We start from the raw sequence: 17,575 nt of genomic DNA, 5'->3' as shown, positions 1-17,575 counted from the left end.
CTCTTTTATTTTACTTTCTCTGTTAAAGGCAAGATAAATACTTCCACACGTCTATTCTTTGCCTTTCCTTCTTGTGTATCGTTTGGAGCAATTGAACGGTATTCTCCGTATCCAATCGCACTAAATTTTTCTGGTTGTAATTCTTTATTTTGCAGTAATACTTGCATAAAATTAACTGCCCGCTGCGTACTTAATTCCCAATTCGACGCAAACTGCGCATTGGCAATAGGGACATTATCCGTATGACCCGATACTGTAATTTCACGAGGTGACGCTGAAACAAGTAAGCTAGACATCTCTTTTGCAATCCCTAAAGATTCTAATTTCACATCTGCTTTCCCCGAATCAAACAGTATATTTTCTAATATTGTCACCATTAATCCCTTTTCAGTTAATTTAGTTTGAAAAGAAGAAGATAATTGTTTTTCATTAATATATTGATCAATCTTTTTTTGTAATGCTTTCAATTCATCCATCTCTTTTTTTTCTTTAGCCCTAGCTTCTTCTTGTTTTTTTGCTTGTTCTGCCTCAAGGCTACTTGCTGATAATTCTTTTTCATCATTTGGCTTTTGATCACTTAAAAATTCTTTGTTACCTGTTCCCCCAGCTAATTCACTTCGAAAAGCAACTGCCATCTGTTTAAACTTCGCAGCATCTATACTACTCATTGCGAATAAAACGATAAACAATGCAAATAACAACGTTAACATATCAGAATATGGGATTAACCATGTTTCATCGATATGCTCATCATGTTTTTTCTTTTTGCCTCTTCTATTTTTCTTACTCCGCATTTTTTTCTGCTCCTTTTTCTAGCTTTTTACGCTCAGTTGCAGAAAGTGCACCTAAAATGCGGTTCTTCATAATAAACGGATATGTACCTTCTTGTAACATTAATAAACAATCAATGATTAAACGTTTTTTCTCAATTTCAGCTGAAGATTTTTGCTTTAACTTATTTGCAAATGGATGCCATAATACATAACCTGAAAAAATACCAAAAATCGTTGCAATAAACGCACCCGAAATAGCATGACCTAACTTTTCAATATCAGTTAAATTACCAAGCGCAGCTACAAGACCAATAACAGCACCTAAAACTCCTAATGTCGGTGCATACGTACCAGCTTGTGAAAAAATAGCAGCTCCCTTTGCATGTCTTTCTTCAATTGCCTCTAATTCAGATTCCAAAATCTGCTCTAAATCTTCTGCGGATACACCATCAATCACAAATTTCATACCACGCAAAAGAAATTCATCTTGAATTTTGTCTAATTGTTGCTCTAAAGACAAAATACCGTATTTTCTACTTTCAGATGTCCAATGAACAAATAATTCTAGCAACTGTTCATAACTTAAATCCTTTTTATTTGAACCAAAAAGAACTTTAAATAGTTTTGGAACCCTTTTTAGTTGATTCATCGGAAATGCAATACATACTGCAGCAAATGTACCGATAAAAATAATTAATGCTGCGGCAGGATTTAATAAGGCTGTTATATCAGCGCCCTTGACGACCATCCCTACTACCACTGCTACAAATCCTAAAATAAGTCCAATAATTGTTGCAAAATCCATTCCCACTCACTCCTAGTCTATACAAGAAGTTCTTTATTCTCGATAATCGCTACATCTTCTTATGTATATATATTACATAAAAAATGCAAATCATGAAAGATAAGAAATGAATTATATAAAAAAATACTACAAATTCACACATTTTCTGACATTTTCTTTGCATTTCTATTACGTTATGACTCTTATATTCCTTTTCCAACAAACTAGATTTATAATAAAAAAACAATACACATTTTATGAAGAAGGGACTGTGATTACAAGGCATCATGAAAAAGATAATAATTATTTCTGCCACTACTATTGTAATCGGGATCACATCTTTCGCTTACTTTGGTTCTAAAACACCACTACATAATGAAGCAAAAGCTGTCGAAAGTCAAAAGCATAATAACCATAAAAAAGAAGAGATTCCTGCTTTTCCAAAAGCTGATCATAATGCAAAGAAAATAGACAATGACTTTTCAGTTGTAACAAATCCAAAATCTAATCTTGTCTTAATTAATAAACATCGAAAACTACCAGATGGATACATTCCTGAAGACTTAACGAGACCAAATGTACCATTTATTAGTCCAAAAGATAAAGAAAAAACATTGCTGCGAAAAGATGCTGCAGAGGCACTTGAAAACATGTTTAAAGCTGCGAAAAAAGAAGGGCTTGATCTTACAGCTGTATCTGGTTATCGTTCATACAAACGCCAAAAATCGTTGCATGATACATACGTTAGACGCCAAGGAAAAGCCGAAGCTAATTCGGTAAGCGCAATTCCTGGTACAAGTGAACACCAAACGGGTTTAGCAATGGATATTAGTTCAAAATCAGCTAAATTTCAATTAGAACCTATCTTCGGGGAGACAGCAGAAGGAAAATGGGTCGCAGAACACGCTCATGAATTCGGCTTTGTCATTCGTTACTTAGAAGATAAAACAGATACAACAGAATATGCATATGAACCATGGCACTTACGCTACGTTGGTAATCCATACGCTACATACCTATATAAACATCACTTAACATTAGAAGAAGCGATGGAAGACAAAAAATAAGAGAGCAAATTGCTCTCTTATTTTTCTTTCACTCTATTATTGTAGTAATTTCTTCTTCCATTCTTCAGGCCATGGTTCGCCTCTTCCTGTTTTTTTCGACGCTTGAACCATCATTCCACGACCTACTAAACAAACCTCTCCTGCTGCATTCTTCACCATATAATGTAAATCTAAAGAAGAATTCCCGACCGATCCTGCCTTTACATACACCTTCAGCTGTTCATCAAAATATATTTGCTTAATAAAATTACATTGTAAATCCGCAACAACGATCATCGTTTCTGATGATGCATGTGTCCACTCTTGCATAAATCCAAGTTCTTTAAACAACGCAATACGAGCTTCTTCAAAATAAGTAAAAGCAACGACATTATTTACATGTCCAAACATATCTACTTCACCAAAACGAACCTTTACAGGGTTGTAAAACGAAAAACCACTTTCCCATTGCTCAAAGTCTTCAATATAAGAAATCCTCTTCATTGTTATCTCTCCTTCAAACAAACAGAATAAACAGAAAAATAAAGTTATAAATATTGCCTCTTCGATATGAAGAGGCAATATTTATTAATAGTTATTATCGCTACCAAAGAAATCTTTGAACGATTGAATTGTTGTATCACGGTTTAATGCCGCAATTGAAGTTGTTAAAGGAATACCCTTCGGACATGATTGCACACAGTTTTGAGAGTTACCACAGTTTGCTAGTCCTCCATCTCCCATAATTGCACGTAAGCGATCTGCTTTATGCATTTCACCCGTTGGATGTGAGTTGAATAAGCGAGCTTGTGATAACGGTGCTGGTCCAATAAAATCAGACTTACTGTTTACGTTTGGACATGATTCTAAGCAAACACCACATGTCATGCATTTTGAAAGCTCATAAGCCCATTGACGCTTTTTCTCAGGCATTCTTGGTCCTGGACCTAGGTCATACGTACCATCAATTGGAATCCACGCTTTAACGCGTTTTAGAGCATTAAACATGCGACTACGATCAACTTGCAAGTCACGTACAACCGGGAATGTCTTCATCGGTTTTAAGCGAATTGGTTGCTCTAATTGATCGATAAGTGCCGTACATGATTGACGTGGTTTTCCGTTAATCACCATCGAACATGCACCACATACTTCCTCTAAGCAGTTCATATCCCATGCAATCGGAGTTGTTTGGTTCCCTTTTGAATCAACGGGATTACGACGGATTTCCATAAGTGCTGAGATAATATTCATATTCGGACGATATGGAATTTCAAACTCTTGGTCAAACGCTTGCGCATCTGGCCCGTCTTGTCTCGTAATGATGAGGCGGATTGTTTTCTCAGACATGTTGTTTATCCCCCTTCTCTTCACCCTTAGCAGCTACATCGTGTTTTGAAGAATAATCACGTTTACGCGGTTTAATTAATGAAATATCAACGTCTTCGTAATGGAATGCTGGTGCATTTCCTTCTCCCTCAAATTTTGCCATCGTAGTTTTTAAGAAGTTTGCATCATCACGATTTGGGAATTCAGGTTTGTAATGCGCCCCACGGCTCTCATTACGGTTATATGCGCCAATTGTAATAACACGTGCTAACTCAAACATATTTGCAAGTTGGCGTGTAAATGAAGCACCTTGGTTACTCCATCTTGCTGTATCGTTAATGTTAATACGTTTGTAACGAGCCATTAATTCTTCAATTTTCGCATCTGTTTCTAATAATTTTTTATTTTCACGAACTACTGTAACGTTATCTGTCATCCATTCTCCAAGCTCTTTATGAAGAACATACGCATTTTCGTTACCATCCATCGTTAAAATATTGTTAAATTTCTCTGTTTCGATTAATTCATTTTGCTCATATACAGTAGATGAAACAGCATCAGATGACTTAGAAAGACCTTTCATATATTCAATTGCGTTTGGTCCTGCTACCATACCACCATAAATTGCTGATAATAGTGAGTTCGCACCAAGACGGTTACCACCGTGCATAGAATAATCACACTCACCTGCTGCAAATAAACCTGGAATATTTGTCATCTGTTTATAATCAACCCATAGTCCGCCCATTGAATAGTGAACAGCTGGGAAGATTTTCATCGGTAGTTTACGAGGATCATCCCCTGTAAATTTCTCATAGATTTCAATAATTCCACCTAGTTTAATATCTAGTTCTTTTGGATCTTTATGAGAAAGATCTAAGTACACCATGTTTTCACCGTTAATACCTAGTTTTTGCTCTACGCAAACATCAAAGATTTCACGCGTCGCGATGTCACGAGGTACAAGGTTTCCGTAAGCCGGATATTTTTCTTCTAAGAAGTACCATGGTTTACCATCTTTATATGTCCAAACACGTCCACCTTCACCACGTGCAGATTCACTCATAAGACGTAATTTATCGTCTCCAGGAATTGCCGTTGGGTGAATTTGAATGAACTCACCGTTTGCATAATATGCGCCTTGTTGATATACAGCAGAAGCTGCTGTACCTGTATTGATAATAGAGTTTGTTGATTTTCCGAAAATGATACCAGGGCCCCCTGTTGCCATAATTACGGCATCTGCTCCGAAACTTCTAATCTCCATAGTTTGTAAGTCTTGTGCAACGATTCCTCGGCACACACCTTCATCATCAACAACAGCTCGTAAGAAATCCCAACCTTCATATTTCGTTACAAGTCCTGCTACTTCGTGACGACGTACTTGTTCATCTAATGCGTAAAGTAATTGCTGTCCAGTTGTTGCACCAGCAAATGCTGTACGGTGATGTTGCGTTCCACCAAATCGACGGAAATCAAGAAGTCCTTCTTCCGTACGGTTGAACATAACACCCATACGGTCCATTAAATGAATGATACCAGGTGCTGCTTCACACATTGCTTTAACTGGTGGTTGGTTCGCTAAGAAGTCCCCACCATAAATTGTATCGTCAAAGTGGATCCATGGAGAATCCCCTTCACCTTTCGTATTTACGGCACCGTTAATTCCGCCCTGAGCACATACAGAATGTGAACGTTTTACTGGTACTAAAGAAAACAGTTCAACATTTACTCCTGCTTCTGCCGCTTTAATCGTTGCCATTAAGCCAGCCAAGCCACCGCCGACTACTATAAGTTTCCCTTTCATGCTCTCCCACTCCTTACTGGTTTGCTAGCTGTGGATCGATGAACGCTAATAATGCACTCACACCTACATAAGATAAACCTAAGAAAATAGCTAATGTTACATAAGTAGAGATTCTTTGTGAACGTGGAGATACTGTAATTCCCCAACTGATGCAGAATGTCCATAGTCCATTTGCAAAGTGGAAAATTGTTGAAACAACACCAACTAAGTAGAATGCAAACATAGCTGGATTGTTTAAAATATCTGCCATCATATCATAGTTTACCTCTTTACCTAACATTGCTTGAATACGAGTTTCCCAGACATGCCAAGAAATGAAGATCAGCGTAACGATACCTGAAATTCTTTGGAAAACGAACATCCAGTTACGGAAATAACCGTAAGAAACCGCATTGTTCTTAGCTGTAAATGCAATATATAAGCCATATATAGCATGGTACAGTATCGGTAAAAAGATGATGAAAATTTCTAGCGCATACCGGAATGGAAGGAGCTCCATAAAGCCTGCAGCTTTGTTAAAAGCCTCTGCTCCTCGTGTTGCAAAGTTGTTTACAATTAAATGTTGCGTCAAAAAGACACCAACCGGGATGACCCCCATTAATGAGTGCCACTTACGAAACGTATACTCGCGGCCTTTCATGTCCCCATTACCCCCCTTGAATGTTTGACTGCTGTTTTCAGATTAGTTTATGACAATAATGTTTTTTCACTATTGGCATAAGAAAAACTGAAAAAATTATTCGAAATATTTCAGCATAATTTGATACCAAGTTCATTTTACTCCTATTTTTGTCGAAGCGTCAAGAAAACGTATACATAATTTGCATATAATTTGCCAATTCTTTTTTTCTTCTTATATATTCAGATTTTCCTAAAGAAAAATCTGTTTTTATAAATGTGAAATGTTATATAATAATCCCTATAGAAAGAGGGGAATATTGTGAGTAAAAATACAATCGATACAACATCTTTAGAAGATGTTTCATTGAACGCCTTCGCTTATGAATTGCTACGTGAAGAATTACTACCTGATTTAATCGGCAACGATTTAGATGGTATTTTATACTGGTCTGGTAGAAACCTTGCAAGAAAATATCCGCTAGAAACAATTGAAGAAGTCATTCAGTTCTTTGAAAAGGCTGGCTGGGGCACTTTAAGCATTGTTGAACATAAGCGTCGTGAAATGCAGTTCCAACTTAAAGGCACACTCATCGCAGAACGTCAAAAACAAAAACGACATTCTTCTTATCAACTAGAAGCCGGATTCATCGCTGAACAAATCCAAAAGCAACGGAACGTCGTTGCAGAGTCATACGAAGAAAAGAAAAAACGTTCTGACTCTATTACATTTCTTGTAAAATGGGATATAAAAGATCTCATTGAAGTGTAAGCATTACCTACAGTCAACTAGACATATCAGTTTAGTTGACTTTTTTGTATTTTCATTCAGATGCGTTTATTTTAAATCTTCAGAAATTATACCAAAAAACAGAAGACGTTGTAAACTACAACGTCTTCTTATCTGTTAAATACGTATAAATCGTCTCCGCGACATTTTTCGGCATACCCGCTTCGACAAATTCCTCTATAGAAGCTTCTTTCATCTTCTTTAATGAACCAAAATGTTTTAACAATACCTTTTTCCGTTTATCACCGATTCCTGGAATATCATCCAATGCTGATTGAATGACAGATTTCCCATGTAATTGACGATGGAATGTAATCGCAAATCGATGCACCTCATCTTGAATACGCTGCAATAAATAAAATTCTTGGCTATTTCTCTCAAGCATCACAGGTTCCGGTGGATCCCCAATAATTAAATGGGAGGTTTTATGTTTATCATCTTTTACAAGACCTGCCATCGGAATATATAATCCGAGCTCATTCTCTAAAATATCACTTGCAGCCGCTAGATGGCCTTTTCCTCCATCAATAATAATCAAATCAGGTAAAGGTGAATTTTCTTTAAGCGCCCTTGTATAACGGCGCCTCACAACTTCTCTCATAGACTCATAATCATCTGGTCCTTGAACCGTTTTAATTTTATATTTTCGATACTCTTTCTTCGCCGGTTTCCCATCGATAAAAGCAATCATTGCAGAAACGGGATTTGTTCCTTGAATATTTGAGTTATCAAACGCTTCAATACGATATGGCGTTTCAATCCCAAGCTGCTTCCCTAAATGATCTACCGCTTTAATCGTTCGTTCTTCATCACGTTCAATTAAGTAAAACTTCTCTTCAAGAGCAATCTTCGCATTTTTATTTGCCAATTCTACAAGGTCTTTTTTCTTACCACGTTTCGGCTGCGTCGCTTCCACTTCTAAAAAGCGCTCTACTAATTCCGAGTCTATACTTCCTGGAACGACAATCTCCTTCGGCTTAAAATGACTACTGTTTTCATAAAATTGGCCGATAAACGTTAAAAAACCCTCTTCTGGTTCATCGTAAATTGGAAACATAGAAACATCACGTTCAATTAGCTTTCCTTTTCGAACGAAGAAAACTTGAACACACATCCATCCTTTATCCACTGCATATCCAAACACATCACGATCCACTAAGTCACTCATAATCATCTTTTGTTTTTCCATAATCGCATCAATATGAGCAATTTGATCACGCAACTCTTTTGCACGTTCAAACTCTAGTTTCTCTGAAGCCTCATACATTTTTATTTCTAGTTCTGAACGAACTTCTTTATGTCCACCATTTAAAAACTTAATAATTTCATCTACAATTTCTTTATTTTGTTCTTCCGTCACTTCTTTCACACAAGGTGCTAAACATTGACCCATATGATAATACAAACAAACTTTATCTGGCATATTCGTGCATTTCCGAAGTGGATACATACGATCTAGCAGTTTTTTCGTTTCATGAGCAGATTGTGCATTTGGATAAGGACCAAAATATTTCCCTTTATCTTTTTTTACGTTTCGAGTAATGAGTAAGCGAGGTTGCTTCTCCGCTGTAATTTTAATAAAAGGATATGTTTTATCATCTTTTAATTGAATATTATATTTCGGATCATATTTTTTAATTAGATTTAACTCTAAAATAAGTGCTTCTAAATTCGAAGAAGTTACAATATATTCAAAATCAACAATTTCTCCTACAAGCCGCAGTGTTTTCCCATCATGTGAACCAGTAAAGTACGAGCGCACACGATTTTTAAGCACTTTTGCCTTTCCGACATATATAACCGTTCCTTGCTTATCTTTCATCAAATAACAACCAGGTTGATCTGGTAAAATAGCCAACTTCTCTTTCAAATGTTCGTGCACTCGTCTCCCTCCATTTCTACATACTTAGCATTTTTATTTTCCCTTGAAAACATACTATGCCCAAACACCCAACATACGTTCTTTTATTGTAACGGAAAGACTGTAAAAAAGAAAATAAAAAAAGCTACCAAATGGTAGCTTTTTTATTTTAGAAGTGTTTAGAAACTAATTCTACTAACGCTTCTTTCGGTTTGTAACCTAACGCTTGATCAACTACTTTACCGTCTTTTAATACGAAAAGAGCTGGAATGCTCATTACTTCGAATTGACGAGCAGTTTCTTGGTTTTCATCAACGTCTACTTTTACTACTTTTACTTTTTCGCCTAGTTCTGCATCAATTTCCTCTAATACAGGAGCGATCATTTTACAAGGTCCACACCAAGGTGCCCAGAAATCTAATAATACAACACCTTCGCTAGTTTCTGCTGCGAAGCTTTGGTCATTTGCGTTTACAATTGCCATTTTATTTCCTCCTTCAAGTATATTCTACCAAGAGTATATCATTAACTTATATACGTGGCGAATAATATGTATCGTTATGTATTGTAACAAAAAAATGTTCCTTTATACTATATAAAAATACGGATTAAATACTAAAAAGATGAGAGACAGGGGATCTCTCACCTTTTTCTATATATAGGGGTACTTCACTTGGAACTCAAGGGTACTTAAATCATGAATGTACTTTTAACTTTTTAAACTCTTCTGTTAAAAGAGGTACAACTTCGAATAAGTCACCGACAATACCGTAGTCAGCTACTTTAAAGATACTTGCTTCTGGATCTTTATTAATCGCAACGATTATTTTTGAGTTAGACATACCTGCTAAATGCTGAATCGCACCAGAAATACCACATGCAATGTATAAGTCTGGGGTAACAACTTTACCAGTTTGACCAATTTGTAATGAGTAATCACAGTATTCAGCATCACAAGCACCACGAGATGCCCCAACAGCGCCGCCTAGTACGTCAGCTAACTCTTTTAATGGTTTAAAGCCTTCTTCACTCTTCACACCGCGTCCACCAGCGATAATAACTTTCGCTTCAGAAAGATCCACACCTTCTGCTGTTTTACGGACAACATCTTGAATGATTGTACGTAAATCTTTCACATCAACTGTAATAGAAGATACGTCACCGCTGCGAGACTCATCTTTTTCCAGAGTTGCAATGTTATTTGGACGCACTGTCGCAAATAAGATGCCGTCTGTTACAATCTTCTTCTCGAATGCTTTACCAGAGTAAATTGGACGAGTGAAGATAACATTTCCACCTTCAACCTCTAAAGCAGTTACGTCAGAAATTAAACCAGCTTCAAGCTTCGCTGCTAATTTTGGTGATAAATCTTTGCCAAGTGCTGTATGTCCAAAGACAATACCTTCTGGATTTTCTTCAGCATGTACAGCTAAAAACGCTTGTGCATAACCATCAGATGTATATGATTTTAATTTATCATTTTCAACTGTCACAACGCGATCTGCACCGTAATGAATCAATTCATTTGCAAAAGAGGCAACGCTGTCTCCAATTAGAAGACCTACTACTTCACCGCCTTCTGCAATTGTTTTTGCTGCTGCTACCGCTTCAAAAGAAACGTTACGTAGCGATCCATCACGAACTTCACCCATTACTAATACTTTACGAGCCATAGATTTTCCCTCCTGCATATATAATTTCGTATTTTATTAGATTACTTTCGCTTCTGTATGGAGCAACGATACAAGTTCTTTTACTTGATCTTGCAGCTCGCCTTGTAACACTTTTCCTGCATCTTTCTTAGGAGGCAAATAGATTTCAATTGTTTTTGTCTTTGCTTCCACATCATCTTCTTCTAAATCTAAATCATCTAATTCTAATTCTTCTAGCGGCTTTTTCTTCGCTTTCATAATACCTGGAAGCGATGGATAACGCGGTTCATTTAAACCTTGCTGTGCTGTTACTAAAACTGGTAATGAAGTTGCAATCACTTCTGTATCACCTTCAACATCACGCTCAATCTTCACATTTGTACCGTCAATTTCAAGTTTTGTAATTGTCGTTACATATGGAATATTTAACGCTTCAGCTACGCGTGGTCCTACTTGTCCAGATGCACCATCAATTGCAACGTTTCCGCCTAAAATTAAATCTGCATCTTTATCTTTTAAATATTCAGCAAGCACTTTTGCTGTCGTGAACTGGTCACCATTTTCTACATCATCTTCAATATTAATTAATACGGCTTTATCACAGCCCATTGCTAATGCAGTACGAAGTTCTTTCTCACTATCTTCGCCACCGACTGTTACAACTGTAACTTCTCCACCTTGTGCGTCTCTTACTTGAATTGCTTCTTCAATTGCATATTCATCGTAAGGGTTGATGATGAATTCCGCTTCGCCATCGTAAATTGCACCGTTTTTAATTACGATTTTTTCTTCTGTATCAAATGTTCGTTTCATGAGTACGTAGATGTTCATTCCATTTACCCCCTTGTTTTTCAGAAAGATTCTATCAATTTTAATTTTCTGTTAATTTATATTAAAAAAATAATTGAACTACCTGCCACTAAATGAAGGTTTACGCTTTTCTAAAAATGCAGCTACACCTTCTCTTCCATCTTCACTCGTAAATACTTCACCAAAAATCTGTGATTCACGTTGTACACCTTCATAGTAATGAGACGATTTTGTCGTTTGCAATAACTCTAGTACAGCACGAGTTGTTGCTGGACTTTTTCCAGCAATTTGTTTTGCAACTTTAAGCGTATCATCTAAAAGAGATTCTTCAGAGAACAATCCGTTAACAAGTCCCCACTTTAATGCTTCTGCACCAGTAATTGGTGTACTTGTTAACATCATTTCACAAGCTTTCGCTTTCCCAACATAACGTGGTAAGCGCTGTGTACCTGCAAAGCCAGGAATTAATCCAAGTGTTAATTCAGGTAAACCAAGTTTTGCACTTTCAGTTGCAAAGCGCATGTGGCAAGACATAGCAAACTCAAGGCCGCCGCCCAGTGCCGCTCCATGAATTGCCGCAATAACTGGTTTTGAACATTTTTCAACACGCTCAAACGTAACTTGTCCAAGCTGTGCTAATTCTGTTGCTTGCTTCGCTTCAGTAACAGATGTAAATTCTTTAATATCTGCTCCCGCTGAGAAGAAACGTCCTTCACCATGAATAACAACAACACGAATGTTATCATCCTTTTCCACTTGATCAATTAATTCAGTAACATCATGCATAACTTGTGAAGACATCGCATTCGCTGGTGCGTGATTTAATGTCGCCACCGCGATATGATCTTCAACTCTTACAGATAGGAATTCCAACATGATCCCTCCCATTATTGACGATAACCACAAGCTGCAATAAGTAGCCCGTGTACCGTTTTTGAAAGTGCGACCAGATCATACTTATGATCGCTCATTACCCAATTGGTCACAACTTCATCTACTGTTCCAAAGATCATTTGTCTTGCCACGCGAACATTTAAATCTGCTTGAAATTCACCTTGTTTTATACCAGTCTCTAAAATCTCATCCATAACTTGTAAGTAGCCTTTTAATACTTCATTTATTTTAAGGCGCAAGTCTTGATTGGACTGCCTTAGCTCTAATTGCGTAACGATAGCAAGAGGATCATTTTGCGACAACAGCAAGAAGTGCGTTTCTACCAACATGAATAACTTCGATACAGCGCTTTCAATTCCTGCTGTTTTTTGACGAATTGTTTCGACAAATTCTCCCATCTTCTCTTGGAATAAGGATATTAATATATCTTCTTTATTTTTAAAATATAAATAAATCGTGCCATCAGCTACCCCAGCTTGCTTTGCGATTTTAGAAACTTGCGCTTGGTGGTACCCATTCTCCGCAATCACAATGACTGCCGCATCAATAATTTGATTGTATTTCGGTCTATTTTTCTTCACTTTACTGTCCCCTTCAAGAAGATGACTGAATGAATAGTCATTCATATTCTTATAATACTGACTATTTAGAAAAGTGTCAATCCTATTTTTTCAAAAAGAAAGGGCCTTAGCCCGTTTGCTCATCCTCATTCTTTCTCTTCTCTTCATCTATTAGAACACGGCGTAAAATTTTCCCTACTGTCGTTTTTGGCAATTCATCTCTAAACTCATATACTTTCGGCACTTTATAAGCCGCTAAATATTTACGTGCAAACTGATTTAATTCTTCCTCAGAGCACTCCGTACCTTCTTTTAACACAACAAATGCTTTAACTGTCTCTCCTCGGTACGGATCTGGAACTCCAATTGTCACTACTTCTTGCACTTTTTCATGCTCATATAATACTTCTTCAACTTCACGAGGATACACATTAAATCCACTCGCGACAATCATATCTTTCTTGCGATCTTTTACATAGAAAAATCCATCTTCATCCATGTAGCCAACATCACCTGTATGGAGCCAGCCATCTTGCAATACAGCCGCTGTTTCCTCTGGCTTATTCCAGTATCCTTTCATAATTTGAGGACCTTTCACTACAATTTCCCCTATTTCTCCTGGCGGTAATGCCTCACCAGTCTCAAGTGACATAATGATCGCTTCTGTATCTGGCCACGGAACTCCAATGCTACCTGGCACTCGCTTTTCCCATAAAAAATTACTATGTGTAACTGGAGAGGATTCTGTTAAACCATATCCCTCTACTAGTTTACCACCTGTAACTGTTTCGAACTTTTCCTGTACTTCTACTGGCAGTGGTGCTGATCCACTAATACAAGCACGAATAGAAGAAATATCGTATTCTTTTAAAAGCGGACTATTTAAAAGAGCAATATAAATAGTTGGTGCCCCTGGAAACAATGTCACTTTATGCTTCTTAATCGCTTCAAAAACCATTTTCATATCAAACTTTGGAATAAGGACCATTTTGTATCCTTGCATAATACTTAAATTCATAACAGCTGTCATACCATAAACATGGAAAAATGGAAGAACCCCAAGAACGACTTCTTCTCCTTCTTTGCAATTATATAACCATTGAACTCCCATTAACGTGTTAGAGACGAGGTTTTTATGCGTTAACATAACTCCTTTCGGAAATCCGGTTGTTCCTCCTGTGTACTGTAAAAGGGCTAGATCATTTTCAGGATCACAAGGCACCTCAACATTCGTATTCACTTCTTTTTCTACTGAATTCCAAAGATGAATCGTTTCACTCTCTGATACTTTCACAACTAAATTCGACTGTTTTTTCTGCACAAATGGATACAATAGATTTTTAGGGAATGGTAAAAAGTCTGCAATACGAGTTACGATAATATGCTCAATTTTTGTAGCAGATTGAACATTCGTTACTCTTGGAAACACTAAATCGAGACAAAGAATTACTTTTGCTCCCGAGTCATGAAGCTGATATTCTAATTCTCTTTCTGTATACAGTGGATTTGTTTGTACTACGATACCTCCCGCAAGTAATGTGCCGTAATAACCAATTACAGCTTGCGGACAATTTGGCAACATAATAGCAACTCGATCACCCTTTTCCACACCGAGCTTTTGAAGATAATTTGCAAACCTCTTCACCTTATCATGGAAGTCCGAAAACGTAATATCCTTCCCTAAAAAGTGAAGCGCTTTCTTTTCTGGGTAGCGAGATGCCATCTGTTCTACATATCTATGAAGCGGCTGAATATCATAAGAAACCGTACTCGGAATTTCCTCTGGATAACTTTTCAACCATGGTTTTTCCACCTTCATTCCCCCTTCAAATACATAAAAATAAATGAATGTTCATTCATGATGGTTATTTTCATTATATTATAGTCACCACAGCGTTACAATCACAATATTCTGACTTTTGTATAACTATGCTTTACTTCATTAACTTCTTATTATATGTAGAAACTCTCTTAATCTTAATAGAGTAAGAGAGTTATAGTTTAACTTAATCTTATTATCGTTAACACTGCTCCTGGAGTAGTTGTTGATAATGTTGCGACAGCTAACAAACCAAATAATTGCAAGCTAATAGCATCTCCTGCTGCAAGAGTTGTAATGATTGTTGCACTAAATGATGTGGTTGCTACCGCAGGAGCATTAATCGTCCCAGCAAGTGCCCCTCCATTAATTGTAATCCGTGAACTGACTAATAATGAAGCCGTTATATTAATTGTATATGAAATATAATAATTACCAGCATTTGCAACCGTAAATACTGTGTTTCCACCAGAAACAGTAATTCCTGGACCGATGTTTTGATTATTTGGAAGCGGGACATTCGTTCCACCAAGAACTACAGATATCGCTGTTCCCGACGTATTATTTGCAAATGCATATGTCGCCGTGATACTTGTACCTGTAGCTCCGGTTGAGCCTGTTGCTCCTGTTATTCCTGTCGCTCCTGTTGGACCCGTTGCTCCTGTTATTCCTGTCGCTCCTGTTGGACCCGTTGCTCCCGTTGGGCCTGTTGAACCTATCGCTCCTGTTGGGCCTGTTGGGCCTGTTGAACCTGTCGCTCCCGTTGGACCTGTTGAACCCGTTGAACCCGTTGAACCTGTTGAACCTGTTGGACCTGTTTCTCCTGTTATTCCTGTCGCTCCCGTTGGACCTGTTGAACCCGTTGCTCCTGTTATTCCCGTCGCTCCTGTTATTCCTGTCGCTCCTGTTGGACCCGTTGCTCCCGTTGGACCTGTGTCGCCTGTCGCTCCCGTTGGGCCTGTTGAACCTATCGCTCCTGTTGGGCCTGTTGAACCTGTCGCTCCCGTTGGACCTGTTGAACCCGTTGAACCTGTTGAACCTGTTGAACCTGTCGCTCCCGTTGGACCTGTTGAACCTGTCGCTCCCGTTGGACCTGTTGAACCCGTTGAACCTGTTGAACCTGTCGCTCCCGTTGGACCTGTTGAACCCGTTGAACCTGTTGAACCTGTTGAACCTGTTGGACCTGTTGAACCTGTCGCTCCTGTTGGGCCTGTTTCTCCTGTTTCTCCTGTTGCCCCCGTCGGACCTGTATCGCCTGTTTCTCCTGTTGCCCCCGTCGGACCTGTTGGACCAACTTTAGGCACTGTCCCATCGCAACTAAAACAGCATGAATCAACATGTACACCATTTTGATTATTACACCCACAATATCCATTTACGTTATTGCTCCATGAAGACATGTTGATCACTTCCTTTACATTCGATCTTTTTAGCGCAATCACCGACTTAAAAAACACCTATCTAAATAACAAAGAAATACTTTGCCTAGTCGGGGATAAAACACAGATTTCCTCCATACATTCTAGTAATTATTACATGCGATTCACTCTCCTTTTGCTTGTACTTTCGCCTTATCTCCACAGACTATTAACAATACACATTACACTATCGTACACAGCCACTTTCCCATTTAAACTTTCCACATTCGCCAATATTTTTAGTAAAGAGGCTTATTCTTCATAAATAGCGACTATAATATATAAAAATCCGTATAATTCGTTATTTTTCGTCAAAATTTTAAAAATATATTGACACTTAAAATACCCTCATAGTATGATTTGGGTGTTGTAATTGATAACCATTTTCACTTATGGTACTAGTTACAAAAAACACTTAATTTGGGGGCAGAAGATGAAGAAAATTCTCGGTATTTTCATAGTAGTTCTTCTATTCGCTGTTGGATGCGGACAGCAAAAAGAGGAGAAAAAAGAAATAAAAGCGGACAATAAAAATCAAGCTATAACAATTAAACACGCTGAAGGGGAAACGAAGTTAGATAAACCAGCAAAAAAAGTAGTTGTACTTGAGTGGGTATATTCTGAAGACTTATTAGCACTTGGTGTTCAGCCAGTAGGGATGGCAGACATTAAGAATTATAATAAATGGGTAAATACAAAAACAAAACCGAGTAAAGATGTTGTAGATGTAGGGACACGTCAACAACCAAACTTAGAAGAAATTAGCCGTTTAAAACCAGACTTAATTATTACAGCTTCATTCCGTGGTAAAGCAATTAAAAATGAATTAGAGCAAATTGCACCAACAGTTATGTTTGATCCATCAACAAGCAATAACGATCACTTTGCTGAAATGACAGAAACATTTAAACAAATTGCAAAAGCAGTTGGAAAAGAAGAAGAAGGTAAAAAAGTATTAGCTGATATGGATAAAGCATTCGCTGATGCAAAAGCAAAAATTGAGAAAGCAGACTTAAAAGATAAAAACATCGCAATGGCACAAGCATTTACTGCTAAAAACGTACCAACATTCCGTATCTTAACTGACAATTCTTTAGCTTTACAAGTTACAAAAAAATTAGGTTTAACAAATACTTTTGAAGCAGGAAAATCTGAGCCAGATGGTTTCAAACAAACAACTGTAGAATCATTACAAAGTGTACAAGATTCAAACTTCATTTACATTGTAGCGGATGAAGATAACATTTTTGACACGCAACTAAAAGGCAACCCTGCTTGGGAAGAATTAAAGTTCAAAAAAGAAAACAAAATGTATAAATTAAAAGGCGATACTTGGATTTTCGGTGGTCCTGAGTCTGCAACATCTTTAGCAACACAAGTAGCAGATGTAATGACAGCAAAGAAGTGATTACAC

Annotated in this window: 17 protein-coding genes; 3 read left to right on the top strand and 14 right to left on the bottom strand. The window is 37.5% G+C overall.

Going from position 1 to position 17,575, the window contains the following annotated elements; translation table 11 throughout:
* Nucleotides 1–5: 5 nt before the first annotated feature.
* Both motB and motA read right to left on the bottom strand, forming a co-directional pair.
* Entirely contained in the window at nucleotides 6–794 is a 789-nt protein-coding gene (gene motB, locus ACTFR8_RS10210) for a flagellar motor protein MotB (RefSeq protein WP_001256734.1), read from the bottom strand.
* Nucleotides 784–1,578 carry a flagellar motor stator protein MotA gene (gene motA, locus ACTFR8_RS10205; protein WP_000344853.1) on the bottom strand — a complete coding sequence of 265 codons (795 nt, stop codon included), beginning with the start codon at nucleotides 1,576–1,578 and terminating at the stop codon, nucleotides 784–786. Before motA ends, motB begins: the two co-directional genes overlap by 11 nt.
* 266 nt (nucleotides 1,579–1,844) lie before the next feature.
* On the opposite strand from motA, the gene ACTFR8_RS10200 reads away from it, so the two are divergent.
* Complete coding sequence (locus ACTFR8_RS10200) at nucleotides 1,845–2,624, top strand: M15 family metallopeptidase (RefSeq protein WP_000720201.1); 780 nt, start codon at nucleotides 1,845–1,847, stop codon at nucleotides 2,622–2,624.
* Nucleotides 2,625–2,660: 36 nt separating this feature from the next.
* Here the strand turns inward: ACTFR8_RS10200 and ACTFR8_RS10195 are convergent, their stop codons facing one another.
* The 4 genes from ACTFR8_RS10195 to sdhC all read right to left on the bottom strand — a co-directional run bounded on the left by ACTFR8_RS10195 (nucleotide 2,661) and on the right by sdhC (nucleotide 6,379).
* Nucleotides 2,661–3,107, bottom strand: a complete 447-nt coding sequence (locus tag ACTFR8_RS10195; RefSeq protein WP_000822734.1) for an acyl-CoA thioesterase — start codon at nucleotides 3,105–3,107, stop codon at nucleotides 2,661–2,663.
* Between the two features lie 84 nt (nucleotides 3,108–3,191).
* Nucleotides 3,192–3,953: a succinate dehydrogenase iron-sulfur subunit gene (sdhB, locus tag ACTFR8_RS10190; protein WP_001291827.1), complete on the bottom strand. Its 762-nt coding sequence runs from the start codon at nucleotides 3,951–3,953 to the stop codon at nucleotides 3,192–3,194.
* On the bottom strand, nucleotides 3,946–5,739 hold the full coding sequence (sdhA, locus tag ACTFR8_RS10185) for a succinate dehydrogenase flavoprotein subunit (RefSeq protein ID WP_000676750.1): 1,794 nt from the start codon (nucleotides 5,737–5,739) through the stop codon (nucleotides 3,946–3,948). The genes sdhB and sdhA overlap by 8 nt, the downstream gene beginning before the upstream one ends.
* A gap of 13 nt (nucleotides 5,740–5,752) precedes the next feature.
* A complete protein-coding gene (gene sdhC, locus ACTFR8_RS10180; protein WP_000678354.1) occupies nucleotides 5,753–6,379 on the bottom strand; it encodes a succinate dehydrogenase cytochrome B558 in 627 nt (208 codons plus the stop codon).
* A gap of 300 nt (nucleotides 6,380–6,679) precedes the next feature.
* On the opposite strand from sdhC, the gene ACTFR8_RS10175 reads away from it, so the two are divergent.
* A complete protein-coding gene (locus ACTFR8_RS10175) occupies nucleotides 6,680–7,129 on the top strand; it encodes a YslB family protein (protein ID WP_000042226.1) in 450 nt (149 codons plus the stop codon).
* 115 nt (nucleotides 7,130–7,244) lie between these two features.
* Here the strand turns inward: ACTFR8_RS10175 and uvrC are convergent, their stop codons facing one another.
* From uvrC to ACTFR8_RS10135, 8 genes are all read right to left on the bottom strand, one after another.
* Nucleotides 7,245–9,029, bottom strand: coding sequence for an excinuclease ABC subunit C (uvrC, locus tag ACTFR8_RS10170; protein WP_000544296.1), 1,785 nt, complete (start codon nucleotides 9,027–9,029; stop codon nucleotides 7,245–7,247).
* 148 nt (nucleotides 9,030–9,177) lie between these two features.
* Nucleotides 9,178–9,492, bottom strand: coding sequence for a thioredoxin (trxA, locus tag ACTFR8_RS10165; protein WP_001018943.1), 315 nt, complete (start codon nucleotides 9,490–9,492; stop codon nucleotides 9,178–9,180).
* A 211-nt stretch (nucleotides 9,493–9,703) separates the two neighbouring features.
* Nucleotides 9,704–10,681, bottom strand: a complete 978-nt coding sequence (etfA, locus tag ACTFR8_RS10160) for an electron transfer flavoprotein subunit alpha (RefSeq protein ID WP_000101943.1) — start codon at nucleotides 10,679–10,681, stop codon at nucleotides 9,704–9,706.
* A gap of 36 nt (nucleotides 10,682–10,717) precedes the next feature.
* Nucleotides 10,718–11,491, bottom strand: a complete 774-nt coding sequence (gene etfB / locus ACTFR8_RS10155; protein ID WP_001029028.1) for an electron transfer flavoprotein subunit beta — start codon at nucleotides 11,489–11,491, stop codon at nucleotides 10,718–10,720.
* A 78-nt stretch (nucleotides 11,492–11,569) separates the two neighbouring features.
* Nucleotides 11,570–12,346 (bottom strand): enoyl-CoA hydratase, encoded by a 777-nt coding sequence (locus ACTFR8_RS10150; RefSeq protein WP_100619229.1) that lies wholly within the window; start codon nucleotides 12,344–12,346, stop codon nucleotides 11,570–11,572.
* A gap of 11 nt (nucleotides 12,347–12,357) precedes the next feature.
* A complete protein-coding gene (locus ACTFR8_RS10145; protein WP_000742223.1) occupies nucleotides 12,358–12,945 on the bottom strand; it encodes a TetR/AcrR family transcriptional regulator in 588 nt (195 codons plus the stop codon).
* Nucleotides 12,946–13,051: 106 nt separating this feature from the next.
* The gene (locus tag ACTFR8_RS10140; protein ID WP_000414747.1) at nucleotides 13,052–14,737 is read right to left on the bottom strand and encodes a long-chain-fatty-acid--CoA ligase; all 1,686 of its coding nucleotides are present in this window, start codon (nucleotides 14,735–14,737) and stop codon (nucleotides 13,052–13,054) included.
* A 188-nt stretch (nucleotides 14,738–14,925) separates the two neighbouring features.
* Complete coding sequence (locus tag ACTFR8_RS10135; protein ID WP_252209699.1) at nucleotides 14,926–16,143, bottom strand: BclA C-terminal domain-containing protein; 1,218 nt, start codon at nucleotides 16,141–16,143, stop codon at nucleotides 14,926–14,928.
* A gap of 451 nt (nucleotides 16,144–16,594) precedes the next feature.
* Between ACTFR8_RS10135 and ACTFR8_RS10130 the strand changes: the two genes are divergently transcribed.
* A complete protein-coding gene (locus tag ACTFR8_RS10130) occupies nucleotides 16,595–17,569 on the top strand; it encodes an ABC transporter substrate-binding protein (RefSeq protein WP_100619225.1) in 975 nt (324 codons plus the stop codon).
* Nucleotides 17,570–17,575: the final 6 nt, after the last annotated feature.

The sequence above is a fragment of the Bacillus cereus group sp. MYBK15-3 genome (genome assembly GCF_051916765.1).
GTDB classification, from domain to species: domain Bacteria; phylum Bacillota; class Bacilli; order Bacillales; family Bacillaceae_G; genus Bacillus_A; species Bacillus_A cereus.
This window is presented reverse-complemented; position numbering and strand designations above follow the sequence as displayed.

What these genes read in the sequence shown, in the direction of transcription:
- ACTFR8_RS10135 (WP_252209699.1), bottom strand. Translation starts at nt 16,143, where the DNA reads ATGTCTTCATGGAGCAATAACGTAAATGGATATTGTGGGTGTAATAAT.
- ACTFR8_RS10150 (WP_100619229.1), bottom strand. Translation starts at nt 12,346, where the DNA reads ATGTTGGAATTCCTATCTGTAAGAGTTGAAGATCATATCGCGGTGGCG.
- ACTFR8_RS10200 (WP_000720201.1), top strand. Translation starts at nt 1,845, where the DNA reads ATGAAAAAGATAATAATTATTTCTGCCACTACTATTGTAATCGGGATC.
- etfA (WP_000101943.1), bottom strand. Translation starts at nt 10,681, where the DNA reads ATGGCTCGTAAAGTATTAGTAATGGGTGAAGTTCGTGATGGATCGCTA.
- ACTFR8_RS10130 (WP_100619225.1), top strand. Translation starts at nt 16,595, where the DNA reads ATGAAGAAAATTCTCGGTATTTTCATAGTAGTTCTTCTATTCGCTGTT.
- motA (WP_000344853.1), bottom strand. Translation starts at nt 1,578, where the DNA reads ATGGATTTTGCAACAATTATTGGACTTATTTTAGGATTTGTAGCAGTG.
- trxA (WP_001018943.1), bottom strand. Translation starts at nt 9,492, where the DNA reads ATGGCAATTGTAAACGCAAATGACCAAAGCTTCGCAGCAGAAACTAGC.
- sdhB (WP_001291827.1), bottom strand. Translation starts at nt 3,953, where the DNA reads ATGTCTGAGAAAACAATCCGCCTCATCATTACGAGACAAGACGGGCCA.
- ACTFR8_RS10195 (WP_000822734.1), bottom strand. Translation starts at nt 3,107, where the DNA reads ATGAAGAGGATTTCTTATATTGAAGACTTTGAGCAATGGGAAAGTGGT.
- sdhC (WP_000678354.1), bottom strand. Translation starts at nt 6,379, where the DNA reads ATGAAAGGCCGCGAGTATACGTTTCGTAAGTGGCACTCATTAATGGGG.
- motB (WP_001256734.1), bottom strand. Translation starts at nt 794, where the DNA reads ATGCGGAGTAAGAAAAATAGAAGAGGCAAAAAGAAAAAACATGATGAG.
- sdhA (WP_000676750.1), bottom strand. Translation starts at nt 5,739, where the DNA reads ATGAAAGGGAAACTTATAGTAGTCGGCGGTGGCTTGGCTGGCTTAATG.
- etfB (WP_001029028.1), bottom strand. Translation starts at nt 11,491, where the DNA reads ATGAACATCTACGTACTCATGAAACGAACATTTGATACAGAAGAAAAA.